This is a genomic window from Dactylosporangium sp. CA-092794, assembly GCF_050948465.1.
Lineage (GTDB): Bacteria > Actinomycetota > Actinomycetes > Mycobacteriales > Micromonosporaceae > Dactylosporangium.
Map to the genome: position 1 here is coordinate 11,323,514 of NZ_CP192044.1, position 17,167 is coordinate 11,340,680.

Below are 17,167 nucleotides of genomic sequence, written 5' to 3' on the forward strand. Positions count from 1 at the left end.
ATTGGGCCGCGGTCATGCGGCAGCGGCCGGTCGTGGTGGGGACGGGCGGCATCCGGGGCGCCCGCGCCCGGCGCTGGCGCTACGGGCGCGGCATTCGCGGGTGCGGCACTCGCGGGTGCGCCGACCCGCGCGGCGAAAGGGTGCCGCCCCGACGCACGGCAACGCCCCGGTCGAACGGCGCGGGGCGTGGTACGTCGGGGCGGCGACCCGGGGACAGGGGGGTTATCGGCGGGTCAGGGTCAGCAGTTGCCGGTGGGCCCGGGACTTGATGTCGTCGTTGCTGCCTTCCAGGACCGCGGTCGCCCGCGCGGCGAGGTCACGCCCGCGCAGCGACCCGGTCGGCCGGATCGGCTGCTTCCAGTCGACGTACTCGGTGATGGCCCGCTCTGCCGCGTAGGCGGTGGCGCCGAGCCGGGCGCTGTTGGCCGCGTACAGGTCGCGCAGCGCGTCGACGCGGTTGGTGTGATGGGTGATGGTCCGCTTCGGCGCGCCCTCGTCCGGGGAGGGCCACAGCTGCTCCAGCAGCTGCTGGAACTCGGCGATGGTCAGCTCGGTCTGGGCGAGGGTCTCCTCCTCGGCGGCGAACGCCTGGAAGTACTGCACGGACAGGCCCAGGGTGCGTCGGGCCTCGGCGATGCGGTCGAGGGCGTTGCGGGTGTGCCGCGCCCCCCAGCGGGTGAAGGCGTCGCGGACGGCGAACCGTTCGGTGTTGCCGCACTCGATCCGCCACGGCGTGACCACCACGTGGGCAATGCTGGACCCGTCGTGGGAGTTGATCGCGGCGATGTAGGGCACGATCTGGTCGTTGACACCGGCGGCGTCGATGGTGACCGTCTCGGGCAGCCGCAGGCACACGAACACCCGCCGGCCCCCGCGCAGCGCGCCAGCGGACTCCCAGATCACGTCATGCTTCGCGACGAGGTCCTGGAGGAATTCGAAGATGTCCCGGTTCTGGAACACCTCGTACCGGCCACCGACGACGCCGAGGCCCGCCTCGGTGTCTTGCCGGACGGTCACGAACTGGTCGGCCAGGACCTTGGTCGGGCCGCCGAGGATGTTCTGGTAGAGCACCGGGCGGCGGATCACCTCGAAGCCGATCCCGCCGGCGTGAAGGACGGTGTCGATGTCGCTGGTGCCCTCAGGGATGACGGTGCCCAGTTCGTGCCAGCCGGGCACGCGGGTGTAGAGGGCGACCGTGCCGGTGGTGGTGTCCAGGCCGTGCTCGGGCAGGACCTCACCGTTGGTGAGGGTCCAGACTTCGCCGTTGTCCCAGCTGCTGGGGTCGTTGACCTGGTAGCGGTTGTTGCCCAGCGGCACGAGGGTGCCCGCGGTGATGCGGGCCTCGATGTCGGCCCGCCGTCCGGCGGCCGCGTTGAGCTGGCTGTGCCGCTCGGCGGTGAACGCCGCGTTGCGGTCGCTCACGGGTAGGGTGTTGGTCATCGGGTCTTGACTCCTTCCAAGGGTTGGTGACCCGTTGTGGGAGCCCCGGGCGGTGCCACGCCCGGGACTTCCCGGTGTGCTGACCGCACGCGCCCGCGACCACCCAGGGCGCGGGCGCTGGTGCGCGGTCGGGTGGTTATCGCGATGCCGACCCCAGGCCCGCTACGGGGCGTGGACGGGGGCGGCGGTGGTGCCGATGCGGGTGGTGCGTTGGTCGCCTGCCGATCAGGCGGTGCCGGCGTCGTGTGGCTGCGCAGGTGTGTGTGCGTGGTGGGCTTACCAGCCGCGTTGCTGGCGCAGCAGATGGTCGCGGATCTCGCCGATCGCGCAGCAGACGGCGGCGTCGGCGGTGGTGAACGCGACGACGTGGCCGGCGCGTTGCACGTGGTAGCCGACGTTGGTGGACATCACTTCGACGGCGTAGGTGTCGCCGCTGTCGTTGACGGTGATGGCGGCGTAGGCGCCGGGTGTGCCGAACCTGAAGGTGTCCACGTCCACGCCGGGCGGGCTGACGGTCACGGCGCGGAAGGTGTGGTTGATGACGGTGTCGTGACGTTCCCGGTAGACGCTGGTGTAGCCGTCGGGTACCGCGATGGCGAGCACGGCGTCGAGCATGACGCCGACGTGGTCATCGGTCATCTGATGGTCTCCATGGATCACGGTGCGGGTCGCGGTGGCTGCGTCGACCGGCGCCGGTTACCAGGGCAGCAGGTGCTGCCAGGTGATGGGGCGGATGCGTCGGGGCCGGATGCCGGCGTAGGACGCGGCGGGCTGGCCGTTGCGGGGGTCGACGACCACGGTGTAGTGGGTGAGCCAGACCGCGAACCAGGGTTCGGCCGGCGCACCGAGCCGGGCCGCCTGGTCGGACGCCGCTGCCATGCGGGGGCCAAGCCGCAGGGGTGTGGTGCGGTAGTGGGTCAGCCGGCCGGCCACCATGGGGCAGGCGGCCTGCGTGTATGCGGCGCAGACCGGGTCCAGCGGGGGCTCGCTGGTGCGCTGCTGCGGCAGGTCGGACAGGCGCATGAGCAGGATCAGCCGGTCGCCTGACGCGTCGCGCAACGCGCGTCCGCAGACGCTGCACAGCTGACCGGTCAGGCAGCGGCGTTGGCGCAGCGTGTCGACGCCGCCGAACAGGTACCGGCCGTCGTCGGTGCGCGGGGTGATGTACGGGACCGCGAGGCCGCCGACGGTGGGCCGGTGCGCGAGTCGGACCGGGATCGGCGGCACCGCGGGGTCGGCACGGGTCGGGGCGTCCGGGTCGGTTTCCGTGGGATCATTGCTGGGGTGGGGCACGTGGGCCTCCTCCCGGTCGCGTGGCCGGTCGCGGCTGCGACCCGCCACTGCCGTGATGGGCTGACAGTGTGTCCAGGCCGAGGGCCGCTGACCGTGCGGCCTGGGCCCGCATGCCAGGTACCTATCGGTCCCGGCGGTTCGGTGGGGTGGCCGGCTGCCGTGCCGTCAGGATGCGGGCTGGCTTGCCGGCCCCGGGTCTTTCGGTGCCGGCGATGTGGCGGCGGTGGCCGGTTGGATGTCCACGTGCACGTGCGGGCCGTCGCGGCCGACGCGGGCGGCCATCCAGGGCTTGTCGTCGCAGTCGATGAACACGTCCCCGTCGCGCAGGTCGGCGATAGCGACCTCGTCGCCGTCGCGGATCACGGTGTAGTCGGTGTCGTAGTTGGCGCAGCCGTCCCCGTCGTGGTGGTCGTGGGCGGGGATGCCCAGCAGGTCCGGGACGTTGTCGCCAAAGTCGTCGAAGTCCACCGCCCCGGTGTGCAGGTCCACCCCGAGTGCCGCGCTGCTGCCGCGGGTGCCGTAGGCGTCGGTGAGCAGGTCGTCGACGCAGCTGCCGTCGAAGTCGACCTCGACCGAGTCGCCGTCCGGGAAGTAGACCTCCGCGGCGGTGCCGGTGAGGAAGTGGCCGTTGTCCCACTCGTCGGTGTGGAAGATGACCCAGCGGGGTTCGCGGCGGTAGAGCTCGTGCGGGATGGTAGCGAGGTGGTCGCGGATCGCGGCGAGCAGCGCCGTCTCGTGGTCGGCGTCGTGGGCGTCCTGCAGTTCGTGCAGCAGCGTGTCGCGCAGGGTGGCGTCGAGGCCGTCGAGGGTGTGGACGGTGGCGTGGCCGCGCATCATCGGCCAGGCGGTGTCCAGGGCGTGGCGGATGCCGCCGTCGTCGACGGCGCGGCGCAGCACGGCGGCGAAGTCGCCGGCGGCGTCGGCCTGCGGCAGGTCGTACTCGCGTGCCCAGTCGGCGGCGTCGTAGTCGAATACGAGCGCCAGGATGACGTTCATCAGGATCTGCCTTTCCGGTCGTGCTGGTTTTTCGGCGGGCAGCCCGAACGCGCCGGCCCGGTCGGGTCGCTTCGGGTTGTCGGCGGGTGCCCGGGCCGCCGCCGCTGGTGGTGGTGCCGCCGCCGCTGGTGGCGGCGGTCGGGGTCAGGTGGTCGTGGGTCGGCGGTGGAAGACCTCGATGCCGTGCCAGGGTTGCCAGCGGTCCAGGTCGATGCCGGTCACCGCGTGGGTGAACAGGTGCTGTTCGAACCTGCGGTGGTCGAAGTAGGGCTCCAACCCGTGCGTACGCAGCAGGTCCGTCCAGCCCAGCTGCTGCATGCGGTGCTCGACGTAGTGGCGGCGGGAGGCGAACCGGCCGATGTAGGCGTCGGTGAACTGGCCCGCCAGCAGCTGCGGGTCGACGTGGCCGGCCAGGCCGTGCGCGTCGTCGATCCAATGGCCGACGATGGCGAGGGACACCGGGTGTGCCGCGACAATCGCGTGCATCGCGCAGAGCACCGCCAGGCTCAGCCGGTGGGCGTGGTCGCCGTGGTGGCCGTAGCCGACCGCGGTGACGATCACCGCGTCATCGGCCGCGCCGCCGCGCACCGCTCGGGCCACGGCGGCGCGGGCGGTGTCGAGGTCGGCGCCGACGCGGACCCACCGGGTGGCGGTCGGGTCGGCGGCGGGGGCCACCCGCAGCGCGCCGGGCATGGTGCGCTCGTCGGCGGTGTCGGTGGTGGGCCGTGCGTCGCGGTGGTCGCGTTCGTCGGCCAGGGCGCGCAGGGTGGCACGGTCCAGGTCGGCGAGGACGGCGACGGCCTGCCGTTGGTGTCTGGCCTGGATCGCTGTCATCGGCAGGTCCGGGGTGACCACGGCGGCGGTGACCGTGGCCCAGGCCACCGGCAGCCCGTCGGAGAACACGAGGTACTGCGGAGTGTCGGCGGTGACGGTGCCGGCGGTGCGGGCCTCGACCAGGCCGGCGAGGCGGGCACCCCACGGGGCGGGCACGGTGTCCAGTCCGGTCAGGTCGTGCAGGTGGTCGGCCACGTCCACGCCGCGCAGCCGACCGGTGTCGGCGTCGCGCAGGTGCCGCATCTCGTGCAGCGCTTCGGCCATCGTGTATCTCACAGGGTTTCCTTTCGGGTGTGCGGCGCCGCCGGCGACGCGCGCTCGGGCCGCCGTTCCGGCGGCGGGTTCGGCGCTCCGGGCTCGGGTACGGCTCCCGGACCTGGTCCGCGGCTGCCGGTGGGCACGCGACGGCGTCGCCGTTGCCCGACGGTGGCGTGCGGACGCCTGCCGGCGTGGCCGTACGCGGGGCCGGGCCGATCAGGACACGCCGGTGACCAGCCCGACGACGGCGGTTGCCGGGCCGTGCGGGGTGTCCAGCACCAGCGGCGCGGCCCGCAGCTGGTCGACCAGCGCGGTGAACACCACAGCCCGGGTGATCGGGTCGCGCAGATCGGCGTCGGCGTCCACGGTGATGTGCGCGGTCAGCGTGTAGCCGCGTCGGGACCGGGCGCCGGCGGGCGGTGTCGGATCGGTCACGGCCGACCCCCCGGGCGTCCAGTCCCACAGCGGCACGGTGACGGTGGCCGGCTGTGCCCGGCCCCGGCCAGGGATGCCGTCGCGCCACTGCCACACCGGCAACTGGGTCGCCTCGCCGGTCTTGGTCAGCTCGCCCAGGGGCGTGCTGATGCTGCCCGGGCCGCCCGAGGCCCGGACCACGATCCGGCCGTCGTGCGACGGACCGCGGAAGGCGCTCGGGCGCAACGTGATGGACCCCGCACCGGGCAGCGGCTGGCCGACGAAGCCGTCGAGGACGCCGATGTCCCCGGCGTCGGCCTCGTACCACGGTGTGGTGAGCCGGACCGCGTCGCCGCCCTGCGGCCCGCGCAGTCCGGCCTCGATGTCGAGGAGGTCCCACAGGGCCAGGTCGGTCCACTCCTGGCGCAACCGGGTGCCGGGCAGCCCGACGTAGTCGTGGCGGATGCTGCGGGTGGACGCGGTCGCGGGCACCAGGTATTCCTCGGTGCGGAACCGGCCCGTGCCCAGCCGCACCAGCACGTTGAGCTGGCGGCGTCGGCTGCCGGGGGTGAGGCCCAGGACAATACCGGGCACCAGGGCCGTGCCAGTGTCGAACACCAGCGCCGACACCCTGGTTCCTGTTGTGGTCGGTACCAGGTCATTCACGGATGAACTCCTTCGCAGAGGTGGTGGTGCGCGGCCTGCGGCCCCGCCGCCTGAACGAGAGCAACGTGCGTCGCCACGCGGCGGCGGTCGCGGGAATCCGCGCCGGCAACCCGGGACGGCTGCACGAGCCGTCCGCTGTGGGCGCGGGCGGTCGTGCGTATGAGGGCTGTCACCGGGCGGGTGCCGTGCCCACCGGGTGCGCCCACTCACGGTTACGGCTTGGGCCGCCGCAGTGCCCGCACGCTCAGGCCACGCCGCTGTGGATGGACGATTGCTGGTGCCTGGTTCGGGCTACCGGCCAGCGCCGTCGCGGGAAGCCTGGTCCGGGGGCGGGGGTGCAGCGGCCAGCATCCGCACGACCGTGCTGGCCTTGATGGGCTTGTCTTTCGGGCCGCGCACCTGGGGCACCACCAGGAAGGGCCGGCGCAGGGTCCGGCCAGGTCCGTAGGCGAGCTGGCGCCAGTGGGCCTTCACCCACCATCGGTACTCGTGCGGGGTCGGCGGCCGGTCACCGGCCGGCCGTGGGGTGCCCGCGCTGGTGGCCCGGGTGGGGTTGGTGCCGCGGATGCGGACCAGCCGCACCTCGGGTGCAGGTCGGCCGCTGCGCTGGTACGCCTTGCGGATCGCCTTGTCTACCTCGACCGGCGTGGTTTCGGCGAGGCGTTGGGCGATCAGCAGCCAGGTCGCCACCAGCACCGCGGCGGGACTGGTCGCGTCGAGCGGGGCGCCGGGCGGCACGTGGGTGTGAACGCGCGGGCCGAGCCAGCCGAGCTGTTCGCGCAGCTGTTGCAGGGGTGTGGGTGGCAGGCCGGCGCCGATGCTGCGGTAGCCCACCACGCGCAGCCCGTGCGGGCCGCTGCTCCACGAGGCGGCGACCAGGTCGGCGCGTGGGCCCACCGGGTGGGCCCAGGCCAGCAGGCCGTGCGGGGCGGGCAGGTCCACCGGCGTGAGGGTGGTGGCCGGCAGCGACCCGGCGGCGGAGTCGGCGAGCTCGGTGAACTCGGGGTCGATCCAGAACAGCCGCGCGACTGCGACGCTGCCGGCCACGTCGGCGCGGATCTGGGGGTCGTCGAGGCCCAGCGGCAAGCCGAGGGCTCCGCCGAGCAGGGTGGCGAGCCGGTCGCGGACCTTCGGCAGGATCCCCGCGGGCACTGGGGTGGCGGGCCAGCGGCCGATCGCGGCCACAGCCGCGCCGGGCAGCAGGCTTTGCACGACCGCCTGGTGCATGACCCGCACGGCCGCGGCGCCCTGGCGATCCAGCGGTGGCCCGTACTGCCGCAACTGCTCAGACAGGCCATCAAGATCGTTGGCCTGCAGGTGGCCGCCGCACGGGAAGCACGCCGACCAGTCGGTGCCGTACTGCTCCACCAGCCGGCCGCGGCCGGTGTCGGCGACCACGCCGATCGGCGTGGTACGCAGCGTGTAGGCGATGCGTTCGTCGCCGCAGAAGTCGCACACCTGTCGGGTGTCGATCTCGTCCATCGGCGCCGGGTCGGGGTCGTGGCCGACCGGGTCGACGTCGACGCCCAGCGGGTGGGTGTAGGTGACCTGCCCGGTGGTCAGGTCCACGTAGCGGCTGAGCGGCACGGTGCAGGTGCGGCACGCCATGCGTGGGATGTCGTCTGGGTTCACGGGGACACCTGCCGCAGCCGGCCGTGGTGCCGCGTGGCGGACGGCGTCCGCCGCGCGGGTCCGGACCGTTCGCGGTGGGTGCGCGGGCGGCGCAAGGTGGTGCGCATCGTGGTTCCTCCCTCGTGGTGCGCCGGATGTGGCGCGCGCCGTCGCGGGGGAACCGGTGCGTGGGCGCCCGCCGCCGCGGGCGGGACCACACACCGGTGTCCCCCGTGGCGGGGCGGGAATCATGCTCGGGCCGGCCGTCCCGGCTGGACGGGGCGTTGGGCTGCCCGGGCGGGCAGCCGCAGCGGGCCGGCGATCTGTCGCGGCCGGCTGCTGCTAACCGTCGAGTTGCTTGGGGTATGGCAGACCGGTGATGCCGCGGCCGGCCAGGCAGCTGACGGTGCCCACCAGGAAGCTGCCCGGGTCCGTGTCGGCGCCGCTGGGCAACCGCAGGAGTACCTCGCGGCGCGCGGCCCGCGAGGTGAGCATCGCGTAGCGCAGGTTGCCCCCGTGCCGCAGCCGCACCGCGTGCACGTCATCCAGCGCGTCCCACACCCACACCGCCGGGTTCATCCCGGCCCGCAGCCGCCGTGCTCCCAAGGCGTGCAGCCGCCGCTCCACATAGGAGTGACCGACGTCCTGGGCGCGAACCTTTTGCAGCGCTCGGTCCGACAGGCTGGTGCCATCCGGCAACACGATCAGGTACCGCGGCGTCGACCGGCCCGTCAGCACCGCGTTGCTGGACTGATAGATCGTCCCGACGTGACCGACGAACAAGGTTCTGCCCGCAACGACTCTCGGGACCGGGTCAGCGAAACTCACCACCCCGGCTATGCCATCGACGGCCAGGAATCGGTAGCACTGGCGCAGGAACCAGCTTTCCGAGTTGCCCGGGGCGCGGCCCGCCGGCGCGGACGGCCCGGCGGCAGATAGTGGTTGCCCTTCCAACACGAACCTCGCCAGTTCCAAACTCTCGACGTAGGGGCGAAGCTCGGGAAAGACATTTGTCAATACTCTGGGCTGGGCGGGGACGGCGAACACGGCCACGCCGACCAGGTCCAGCCCGTCCGGGGTGCGGACGAACAGGCCGTACCGGCGCGACGCCGCGACATAGCTGCCGCTGTAGTGCATCCGCTCCACATAGGACTTCGCGACCGGGTCGCTGATCGGGTGGACCTCGTACCGGTCCGGGTTGAAGCCGCCGTCGGATCGGCGTACCCAGGAGTGCCAACCGCCGTACCATCGCTGTTCGACAGTGGACGACGGGTCGAATTCCGGGAGCCGCCCGTGCTCGGGCAGCCGGTGAGCGCGCCGCGCCGCGGTCATGATGCGTGGTCCTGGCCGGGTTTCGGGTGTGGCGTGGCCGGGCCGCGGCGCCGCGGTTGCGGGTGGGCCGCGGTGGAGGTGCGTGACGTCATGGAGGTTGTCCTTTGCGGTGTCACCGCGGGACCTGACGCGCGCACGTGGTTGGCCCCGGACCGAGCCGGGGGCGCCGCGTTGGCGTCAGGTCCCGACTTCGGGTGGGCAGTTGCGTGGACGGGGTGGCCCGTCACAGGTGTGGCAACCGTCGATCGGCTGGTCTGCCGGCCGGCCTGGTTACGCGGCTGGCCGCCAGGTCCAGGTTTCGCCGGTGCCGTTGGAGCCGGCGCGGAAGCCGTACATCACAGTGGCGCCGGCGTCGTTGACGACGCGGACCTGCCAGTAGCAGCCCAGGCCGCGCAGCTGGGTGCGCACGTAGGCTTTGACCGCGTCGAGGTCGGCGAAGCGGGTGCCGATCCCGGGCGGCACCGCCTCGACCGGGTGCACGTTCGGTTGCCCACCAGATAGCAGGCTGTGTCGCTGTGCACGGACACGCACAGCAGCCGCAGCGCCGTGCCCGGTGGCCCGGCTGGTGGGGTGTCCGTCGGTGCCTCGGGGTCGTCGAACACGCCGGGCATCCGGTCGAGCAGGTCGGCACGCGCCTGCGCGTCGGTGCCCCACACCTCGGCGCGGCGGCTGGCCGCGTCGGCGATGGCGTCCCACTGGGTGACCGGGATCTGCCAGTCCTCCGGGTGGATCCGTCCGCTCCCTCTGAGGTCGGCGAGGCGGCGCCCCTCCTGCTGCAGCAGCGCGTCGTAGACGTGCGCCAGGACCGTGGCCAGCAGGGTGGCCGGCTCGTCGACGGCCTGGATCGCGTGCTGGATGGTGGTCATCTGGGCGCCGGTGAGGGTGCGGCGGGTCGGGGCGGTCACGGCTGCCCCGGTGCGCTGCCGGCCGGCCGCATGGTGGGTACCGCGGTCAATTCGAGGCGGCACCGTTGGGCGCAGGTCGGGCAGTAGATGGTGTGCCGGCTCTCGCAGTCGCACGGCTCGTCGCGGTCGCCGTCGTCGTAGGCGAGGCAGTCGCGGCACTCGGCGTACGGCGCGCCCGGGGTGCGGCCGAACACGTCGCGGAAGTCGAGGTAGCTGCCGGTGTCATCGAGCAGGCTGGTGTGGTCCAGCCAGGTCCAGCGGTGCCCGGCCGGGCAGACGATGTCCACCGGCTCGACCTGCGCCCAGGAGTCGTCGTCGGTGGTCAGGTCGAGGTAGACGTCCGGGTCGTCGTGGCCGATCTGGACCAGCGCGTACGCGCGCCGATCCTGGTCGGTCGCCAGGACGATGCTGACCGATTCGGACAGCTCGTCGTGGGTGTGGTGGTGGGTGCTTTCCGGACCGGTGCTCCAGCCACGGGCCGCCGCCCACAGCTGCATCCGGGCGCTGGTGTCCACGTGCAGGTGCAGGTCATCGAAGACCGGGTGGTCGGTGAACTCGGCCAGCGCGCTGGTCAGCTCCGCCACTCGCGCGCCGGTGCGCTGGCGCACCCACGCCGCGGTGTCGATGGTGTGGTAGCCCGCTTCGATGCGCACGGTGTCATCCATCGTCGTTGGTTCCTTTCCGCAGGGTCAGGCCGGTTGGTGCTGTGGATGTGCGCGGTTCGAGTCGTCGCCGATGGCCTGGCGCCGCGGGAACGTGGCCAGGTGCGTCGGGCAGAACCGGCTGCCGTCCGCGGCGTCCGCGGCGCAGCCGACCGGGCCGTCACCGCGGTCCGGGTCGAGGTACTCGCACAGGTACGGCTGGGAGTAGGGCACGCCCTGGTGCAGCCGGGCGCACAGCGTCTGGATGTGGTGCGCGTGCCGCTGGGCGAAGCGGCGCGCGTCCTGGCCGATGCTGTTGTCCTCGTGCTGGCGGGCGATCTCCGCGCTCCAGGCGAGCCAGCCGGGCCGGCACCAGTCACACGGCTGCGGCAACGGCAGGATCTTCAGGGGTCGCATCAGTTGTCCTCGTGTTGAGGTCCGCGCAAGAGCGGACCCAGAGCCGGTTGGGGTTGGGGTTGGGTGGCGACTACGGCAGGTCGGGACTGGCGGGCGGTCCGGCGAGCCAGGCGGTGAGCCGGGCACGGATGCCGGCGTCGAGTGCTTCGTCGGTGGCGAGGTGGTCGGCGAGCAGCACCGCCATCTGTTGGTGGGTCTGGCCGATGCCGTTGCTGCGCAGGTCGGCGCCGCAACGGCGCAGCCGCTCACCGTGCCACAGCCCGTAGATCCAGCCGTTGTTGGCGTAGGCGCGGCCCACCGTGCCGCCGCCGAGCGCACTGATGCCTAGCCGCAGCGGCACGTCGGTGTCGGCTGTGGCCGCGATCGTCCACACGGCTTCGGGTGTGGTGCGATAGGTGGCGAACCAGTCGCGGGCCGCCGGCTCGGTGGCCTCGTCGGTGACCGGCCCAGGGGTGGGGTCGTGGCGCGTCGCTGCCGCCCGGCGGCGCGGCACATGCACGCCCGCCGCGACGTTGTCCGGGTCGGGTGGGCACACGCTTCGGCCGCCACCCGGGCTGGTGTAGTCCATGCCGCCCAGGCGCCGTTGACCAGCGTGATGGGGGTGCCGCAGCGCGCGCATACATGTGCTGCGGTGGCGGCGTAGGCGTCGCCGGCCTCGTTGTGCCAGCGGCGGACGTTGCTGTTGATGGCGTGGGTGTTGGCGCGGTCGTTGACCAGCCAGGCGTTGGGGAACACGCCGCCGGCCAGCATCGCTCGGGCCAGTTCGAGCTCGGCCACGTCCTGGCTGGGATAGTCCCCGACCCGAGTGCCGTCGAGGCTGACGTGGTAGCGGCCCGCTCGAGGGTGACGTAGGCGTCGCCGTCGCCGGGGACGCCTTCCCACTCGTCGAGGATCTCCTCGTCGACGTCCTCCGCGAGGTGGTGCAGGCTTTGCGCCAGCAGCGACGCGCTGTCGTAGCCGCCGCCGACGCGAACCCGGATGGTGGTGTGCTCGGCGCGGATGGTCAGGGTGACCTCGCCGGCCGCGTCGCGGTCGACACCGAACTCGGGTTCGGGGTCCTACAGGGTGACCTCGCCCATCACGCCCCATCCCCGCAGCCGTCGCCGACACCGGTGCCGTCGAGGTCGGTGTCATCGGCGTAGGCGGCGATCACCTCGGCGGCGCGGGCGGCTGCCGCCGGCGACAGGCGCCGCGCGGACTCCAGCTGCCCGGCGACCCAGTCGGGTGTGATGTCCTGCGCGCCCAGGTCGATGTCGTGCGTGATCACCCGCACGTGGTCGGTGCTGCCGTGCGGGCGGACCGTGCCGTCAATGACGACGGTGGAGTCGTTGCTGGCATCGGGGTCGCGCACGACGACGACCTCGACGGTGTGGTGCGCCAGCAGGCCAGCGCGCTCGGCCAGGCTGCGCTGGGCCTGGGCGAAGGTCAGGTTGTACTCGCCGTGTTCGGCCTTGCTGCGGTCGGGCCAGACGTACACCCGCAGGGTGGCGTACGGCTCGCGGGGGGTGGGTTCGCCGCAGTCGACCAGGACGACGAACTCGGCCGGGTGCTCGGCGGTGCTGACCCGCACCGCCGACAGCACCGGCCACCGCAGATCGCCGACCGTCGTCGGCACTACCACAGGGTGCATGGCATCTCCCGTTGTGGATGTCAGGCGGAACTGGTGGGTGGTTGCTCAGCCGTCGAGGTCGGCCTGCAGCAGCGCGTAGGCGCGGGCCGCGAGGTCGAGCTGGCGGCTGGAGAGGTCCTCGCGCATGCCGTACACGGCCTCGGCCGCCGTGACGACGAGGGCCTCCACATCACGGGGGCTGAACCGTGCACTGATGCCGACCAGCCGCACGTCCGCCGTCGGCTGCGCCGGTGCCGCGCCGGTGGCCGCGTCGCCGGGGGCGGCGTCGAGGATGACGGTCAGGTGCTCCATCAGCCGGGCGTAACGGGCCGCCCGCGCCGCGGCGGACCGGCTGCCGGTCGCGTCGCCGCCGGGTGTCGCGTCGGTGTGCGGGGTGGGTTGCGGGGCGCCGTCGGGCGGCGCGGCGGTGCTGGTCCACAGGTTCAGCGCGTCGCGCAGCCCCTGGTACAGGGTGTGCGTGTCGGCAACCGACAGCAGCAGCGGGATCAGGTCGTCGCCGGGGGCCGGCAGCCAGGCAACCCCGGCGCCGGCGAGGGGGTTGACGTCGCGGCGGCGCAACAGCGGCCGGGTGCCGTCCGGGCCAGATTGCGGATCGCGGACCGGGTCGTATACCCGGATCTGGTTGCCGCCGTCGCGTTTGGCGGTGTACATGGCGGCGTCGGCGCAGGCACGGACGTGGTGCGCGTCACCCGGCGCCTCGGCGCGGTGGTCGGCCGGGTCGGTGGCGGCGACGCCGGTGCTGGCCCGCGGCTGGAGGTGGTAGCCGGCGATGACCGCCGGACCGGCCAGGGCCGCGCCGATGTCGTCGGCCAGCTGCTGCGCGGTGGTGCCGGGCGCGACGATGCTGAACTCGTCGCCGCCGTGCCGCACCAGCACGCCACCGGCCGGGACCGCCCGGGCCAGACGGTCGGCGACGACGCGGAGGTACTGGTCGCCGGCGGCCAGGCCGAGGTTCCGGTTGACCATGTGCAGGCCGTCGACGTCGGCGAGGGCGACCGTCACCGGCGTACCGGTGCGGGTGGCCCGGTCGAGCATCTCGTCGGCGAGGGCCCGGTTGGGCAGTCCGGTCAGCGGGTCCCGGCGGGCCTGGGCGACCTGGTCCCGACCACGGTAGGCCGCGGTGGCGTAGCCGGTGCCGTACAGGCCGATCAGGGCCAGCACGCCGAGCACGGCCAGCAGGGTGTGGCCGGTCAGTACCGCCAGGATGGTGGCGGCCGGCAGGGTCAGCACGGCCAGGTGCGCCACGGTCAGCAGCCGGCGCACCGACGCTGGGCGTCGTTGGGCGAAGCAGGTGGCGAACGTGTTGGACACGAGGTCCTCCCCAGTGGATCTGTCGTTGAGCCGGTACCGGCAGGCGTGCCGGTAGCGGTGCCGCCGGGCCCCGGTGACCGGGGTCCGGCGGGGGTCGGCTTCGGTCGGCGTCAGGTCAGAGCCCGAACTCGAACTCGCGTCCGAGCAGGGCGGGGACGGTGGATGCGGTGATCCGCACGAAGTAGGCGGCGTCGCCGTCGGTGCGGCCGGTGCCGGTCGCGGCGAAGATGTGCTCCTGGCACCAGTCGTCGTAGGCGTCGCTGTCCTGATCGGCGGGCGGCACCGGAATGGTCACGGTCGCGGTGGTCTCGACCATGCCGTAGCGCTCGTAATGGTTTTCGATGTGCAGGGTGACGGTGGCCAGCTGCGGTGCGACCACCCCGTCGACCGCCCATCCGCGGTTGGCGGCGTCGTGCGGATGCGAGGAGTCCCACAGCTCGGTGAGGACCGAGTGGCCGTCGTGGTCAGCCCACCGCTGAGCCCCGCGGTCACGGGCCTCGCGCGTCGCGTAGGCGACGACGCCGGGAGTCTGGCTGTGATGCCGCCGGACCCGGAAGGCACGCAGCGGCTTGACCGGCACTGGAAGGTCGTGTTCTGACATGGTGATGCGCTCCGTGGCGTGGGTTGTCGTCGTGCCGGCCCGGCGCGCATCCCGCCCCTGTGGCTGGCCACCGGCGCACAGCAGGCACGCGTCGCGCATGGCCCTGAGCCACGCCCGGGAACTCGGCCGGAAACGGCCGGGACGGGACGCGTCCGGCGGCGCCGGACGGTGCGGCAGTCGGGCACGGGCTTGCAGGAGCGACGAGGAACGGTCCACCAGCCCTCGCCGCCACCGAACCGCCGCCGCGTATGTGCATTGGCTCGCGCGAGTCACGCAGTGCGCGGCTCGGGTCGATCGATCGGCAGGACGGTGCGCTGGCGCGGGGTGAGACTGGCCCAGGTGTGGGGGTCGCTGCCGTCGCGCAGCGTACCGTCGAACCCAGCCGCTTCTGCTTCGTCGAAGCTGAGCGGGCGGTCACGCTCGTGCAGCAGCGTGTCGATGCGGTCTTGCACTGCCGTGACGAGGTCGTCCTCGGCTCCGTACGCCTCGACGTCGGCACTGATGCGCAGTTCCTCGAAGTAGCAGCCCTCGTCGATGTACTGGCTCAGGTCGTGCCAACAGCGCACCGGCGCGTCGCGCAACGGTCCGCCGGCGCGTTCGTCGCGCTCGATCAACGCGAGGACCCCGTGGGCGTAGGCGTCGATTGCGGTGGTGTTGGCGGCGACGAACCGCGGCCCGGCGTAGGCGATGTGCCCGAACAGGTGATGGCGTCTGTCGATGTCGTCAAGGCGGTCGACCAGAGCTGCCCGGTCGTTCCACCGGTGCACGATGACGTGGTGGCCGCCGCCGGTCACCTCGCGGGTATAGAGGCCGGCCGGTACCGGCACGCCACTGACCATGGTGTCGGCGGGTACGTCGTAGGCGATCAGGGCGAGCTCCCAGTCGACGCTGTCGCCGGCGCCCCGCCACGGCTCCAGCTCGTGCAGCGCCTCCACCACGAGGTCGTCGGTCACCTGAACGTACGGCCAGGGACTGGTGCGCCGGTCGGGCTCGGGCCGCCGCGTCACCGCCGGTCTCCCGCCACCCCAGACCCGCTTGCTCGCGCTACCGGTACGCCGATGACGGCTGCACCGCCGGCGGCGCCGGGTTCGTCGCCGAACGACTCCTCGGTCAGCCGCGCGCCGGTCCCCAACAACGTGTCGAGGTCGAACGGCGGGCCGTCGCTGTCGTTGCACTCGATCCGTTCCATCTCGGCGACCCGGTTGCGGACCGTGTGCCGGCCCGCGATGGCGCGCCGCCTGACGGTGTTCACGGTCGGTGCCCTCCCGAGGCCGTGGCGGCCTGGTGGCGGCAGCGCAGCTCGATGAGGGTCAGCGGCCGGGAGATGCCGCCGCGGCGCTCGCGCAGGATGGCCACGTCGCCGAGCTCGGCGCGTAGCTGCTGCTCGTGTTCCTCGGCCTGGGCGTAGCGGTCTGGGAACACCGTCAGCAGGTGCAGCCAGTGCTTCTGTCCACCTCGGACACACACCCCGCCACAGTTGTTGTGGCTGAACCCCAACTCGTACAGCCGCGGCGGCGTCAGCCCGGCGGCGCGGGCTGCATCGAGCATGTCCTGTTTGGACAGATGGGGCTCGTCGCACATCGGGAACCGCACCGTCCATGGCGCCCAGCCACGCACGATCGCGGGTGTCCGGTGGGCTTCCGACCAGTCGATGCCCACGTACAGGACCGTGGTCGCCGGGTCGGCGTGCCCGTCCAGCCACGCCCGGGCCGGTCGTTGCTTGAGCAGCGACGAACAGGGCGCAAGCCGAGAATTTCCCAGGAACCGCTGGTCGGCGAACACCTGGAACGGGGTCCGGCCGTCGGCCACCACGGTCGGTGACACTCCGATGTGGACTGTGCTGTCCCGGACGAACCGCCACAGGTCCGGGTCTTCGACCCGGGTGTCGGCTGCCAGTAGGACCAGGTTCGTCGTACCGTGCTCGGCGACGACCCGTTGGGTGGCCGCCCAACTGCCGATGCCGCCAGAGTACTGCACCACATGCAGCGTGCTCATCGTGCGGCGCCCAGCACCACGAACGACCCGGGGTCGGCGGCGGGCGGGGCCGGGTCGCTGCCCGGGTGCACAGTACCGTCGAGGGGCGCGTAGCCCTCGACAGTGTGCGGGTCGGCGACCCAGACCTGCAGGTGCGGCGGGCACCCGCGCAGCCGCTCGATCAGCTCGGCCACGGTGACCCGGCCCGCCGTGACCGCGGCGCTGCCGGTCGGGGCGGCGATGCCGTGGCAGGGGTTGGCGGCGTGGTAGGTGTCCAGCAGCAGCGACACCTGGTTGGCGATGTGGGCCAGGGCGGCCAGTACGGCGGGGATGCCATGCTGGCCGCGGCGGGCGAAGGCTTTGACGTCTTGGTGCAGGGTGCACAGCCTCACCCCGTCGGCGAGGTCGACGGTGATCAGGGCACCTCCCTCGCCGTCGTGGACAGGCCACAGCTCGACGCGGGTGAGGTCGGCGCGGCGGTGCAGCCCGTCCGGCTCGGCGGCCAGGATGTCGTCGATGGTGCCCAGGAAGTCGCCCATGCCGGGGGCGGTCAGTTCGTCGTCGACGCCGAGGTGCTCGGTGCGGGTCTCGTCCGGGTGCTCGCCGGCAGGCTGGGCCAGCCATGCCTGGATGGCGGCGGGGTCGACGATCAGCGGAGGCGTGTCATACACGGTGATCCTCACTCAGGTGTTCGTCCCCCTGGTCGCCGCGCTGGGGCCGCGTACCGATCCCCGGGGCGTCCCCGGGTGGCGGCACGCGGCCGGCGCAGGTCCCCGGGGAGGGGTCAGCAGGTTTGGTGAGCAGGTCCAGCACGCGGTCAGCGCCGGGTAGGCACGGCGCGGGT

19 protein-coding genes are annotated in these 17,167 nt (G+C 72.9%); all 19 read right to left on the reverse strand.

The window, feature by feature from the left end:
* Positions 1-222: 222 nt before the first annotated feature.
* Positions 223-1,440 (reverse strand): DUF932 domain-containing protein, encoded by a 1,218-nt coding sequence (locus ACQPXD_RS48905; RefSeq protein WP_432830810.1) that lies wholly within the window; start codon positions 1,438-1,440, stop codon positions 223-225.
* Between the two features lie 276 nt (positions 1,441-1,716).
* A complete protein-coding gene (locus ACQPXD_RS48910; protein WP_432830812.1) occupies positions 1,717-2,079 on the reverse strand; it encodes a hypothetical protein in 363 nt (120 codons plus the stop codon).
* A 57-nt stretch (positions 2,080-2,136) separates the two neighbouring features.
* Positions 2,137-2,733: a hypothetical protein gene (locus tag ACQPXD_RS48915; RefSeq protein WP_432830814.1), complete on the reverse strand. Its 597-nt coding sequence runs from the start codon at positions 2,731-2,733 to the stop codon at positions 2,137-2,139.
* 165 nt (positions 2,734-2,898) lie between these two features.
* Entirely contained in the window at positions 2,899-3,729 is an 831-nt protein-coding gene (locus ACQPXD_RS48920; RefSeq protein ID WP_432830816.1) for a hypothetical protein, read from the reverse strand.
* Positions 3,730-3,873: 144 nt separating this feature from the next.
* A complete protein-coding gene (locus ACQPXD_RS48925) occupies positions 3,874-4,839 on the reverse strand; it encodes a hypothetical protein (protein ID WP_432830818.1) in 966 nt (321 codons plus the stop codon).
* 198 nt (positions 4,840-5,037) lie between these two features.
* Positions 5,038-5,901 (reverse strand): hypothetical protein, encoded by an 864-nt coding sequence (locus tag ACQPXD_RS48930; protein ID WP_432830820.1) that lies wholly within the window; start codon positions 5,899-5,901, stop codon positions 5,038-5,040.
* 291 nt (positions 5,902-6,192) lie between these two features.
* A complete protein-coding gene (locus ACQPXD_RS48935; protein ID WP_432830822.1) occupies positions 6,193-7,533 on the reverse strand; it encodes a hypothetical protein in 1,341 nt (446 codons plus the stop codon).
* A gap of 321 nt (positions 7,534-7,854) precedes the next feature.
* Positions 7,855-8,844: a hypothetical protein gene (locus ACQPXD_RS48940; protein WP_432830824.1), complete on the reverse strand. Its 990-nt coding sequence runs from the start codon at positions 8,842-8,844 to the stop codon at positions 7,855-7,857.
* 335 nt (positions 8,845-9,179) lie between these two features.
* Positions 9,180-9,749 carry a hypothetical protein gene (locus tag ACQPXD_RS48945; RefSeq protein WP_432830826.1) on the reverse strand — a complete coding sequence of 190 codons (570 nt, stop codon included), beginning with the start codon at positions 9,747-9,749 and terminating at the stop codon, positions 9,180-9,182.
* Complete coding sequence (locus tag ACQPXD_RS48950; protein WP_432830828.1) at positions 9,746-10,414, reverse strand: hypothetical protein; 669 nt, start codon at positions 10,412-10,414, stop codon at positions 9,746-9,748. Before ACQPXD_RS48950 ends, ACQPXD_RS48945 begins: the two co-directional genes overlap by 4 nt.
* A 24-nt stretch (positions 10,415-10,438) precedes the next feature.
* Complete coding sequence (locus tag ACQPXD_RS48955; RefSeq protein ID WP_432830830.1) at positions 10,439-10,807, reverse strand: hypothetical protein; 369 nt, start codon at positions 10,805-10,807, stop codon at positions 10,439-10,441.
* A 70-nt stretch (positions 10,808-10,877) separates the two neighbouring features.
* Positions 10,878-11,375: a hypothetical protein gene (locus tag ACQPXD_RS48960; RefSeq protein WP_432830832.1), complete on the reverse strand. Its 498-nt coding sequence runs from the start codon at positions 11,373-11,375 to the stop codon at positions 10,878-10,880.
* A 510-nt stretch (positions 11,376-11,885) separates the two neighbouring features.
* Entirely contained in the window at positions 11,886-12,437 is a 552-nt protein-coding gene (locus ACQPXD_RS48965) for a hypothetical protein (protein WP_432830834.1), read from the reverse strand.
* A gap of 45 nt (positions 12,438-12,482) precedes the next feature.
* Positions 12,483-13,748, reverse strand: a complete 1,266-nt coding sequence (locus ACQPXD_RS48970; RefSeq protein ID WP_432830836.1) for a GGDEF domain-containing protein — start codon at positions 13,746-13,748, stop codon at positions 12,483-12,485.
* Between the two features lie 115 nt (positions 13,749-13,863).
* Entirely contained in the window at positions 13,864-14,349 is a 486-nt protein-coding gene (locus ACQPXD_RS48975; protein ID WP_432830838.1) for a hypothetical protein, read from the reverse strand.
* A gap of 269 nt (positions 14,350-14,618) precedes the next feature.
* Positions 14,619-15,356 carry a hypothetical protein gene (locus tag ACQPXD_RS48980; RefSeq protein ID WP_432830840.1) on the reverse strand — a complete coding sequence of 246 codons (738 nt, stop codon included), beginning with the start codon at positions 15,354-15,356 and terminating at the stop codon, positions 14,619-14,621.
* A complete protein-coding gene (locus ACQPXD_RS48985; protein ID WP_432830842.1) occupies positions 15,353-15,601 on the reverse strand; it encodes a hypothetical protein in 249 nt (82 codons plus the stop codon). Before ACQPXD_RS48985 ends, ACQPXD_RS48980 begins: the two co-directional genes overlap by 4 nt.
* Complete coding sequence (locus ACQPXD_RS48990) at positions 15,598-16,344, reverse strand: hypothetical protein (RefSeq protein ID WP_432830844.1); 747 nt, start codon at positions 16,342-16,344, stop codon at positions 15,598-15,600. The genes ACQPXD_RS48985 and ACQPXD_RS48990 overlap by 4 nt, the downstream gene beginning before the upstream one ends.
* Positions 16,341-16,994: a hypothetical protein gene (locus ACQPXD_RS48995; RefSeq protein ID WP_432830846.1), complete on the reverse strand. Its 654-nt coding sequence runs from the start codon at positions 16,992-16,994 to the stop codon at positions 16,341-16,343. Before ACQPXD_RS48995 ends, ACQPXD_RS48990 begins: the two co-directional genes overlap by 4 nt.
* Between the last annotated feature and the right edge of the window lie 173 nt (positions 16,995-17,167).

Bases quoted from the DNA above. Each gene is read 5' to 3' on its own strand.
- ACQPXD_RS48905 (WP_432830810.1), bottom strand. From the start codon at position 1,440: ATGACCAACACCCTACCCGTGAGCGACCGCAACGCGGCGTTCACCGCC.
- ACQPXD_RS48975 (WP_432830838.1), bottom strand. From the start codon at position 14,349: ATGTCAGAACACGACCTTCCAGTGCCGGTCAAGCCGCTGCGTGCCTTC.
- ACQPXD_RS48950 (WP_432830828.1), bottom strand. From the start codon at position 10,414: ATGGATGACACCGTGCGCATCGAAGCGGGCTACCACACCATCGACACC.
- ACQPXD_RS48960 (WP_432830832.1), bottom strand. From the start codon at position 11,375: ATGGACTACACCAGCCCGGGTGGCGGCCGAAGCGTGTGCCCACCCGAC.
- ACQPXD_RS48910 (WP_432830812.1), bottom strand. From the start codon at position 2,079: ATGACCGATGACCACGTCGGCGTCATGCTCGACGCCGTGCTCGCCATC.
- ACQPXD_RS48955 (WP_432830830.1), bottom strand. From the start codon at position 10,807: ATGCGACCCCTGAAGATCCTGCCGTTGCCGCAGCCGTGTGACTGGTGC.
- ACQPXD_RS48920 (WP_432830816.1), bottom strand. From the start codon at position 3,729: ATGAACGTCATCCTGGCGCTCGTATTCGACTACGACGCCGCCGACTGG.
- ACQPXD_RS48940 (WP_432830824.1), bottom strand. From the start codon at position 8,844: ATGACCGCGGCGCGGCGCGCTCACCGGCTGCCCGAGCACGGGCGGCTC.
- ACQPXD_RS48965 (WP_432830834.1), bottom strand. From the start codon at position 12,437: ATGCACCCTGTGGTAGTGCCGACGACGGTCGGCGATCTGCGGTGGCCG.
- ACQPXD_RS48990 (WP_432830844.1), bottom strand. From the start codon at position 16,344: ATGAGCACGCTGCATGTGGTGCAGTACTCTGGCGGCATCGGCAGTTGG.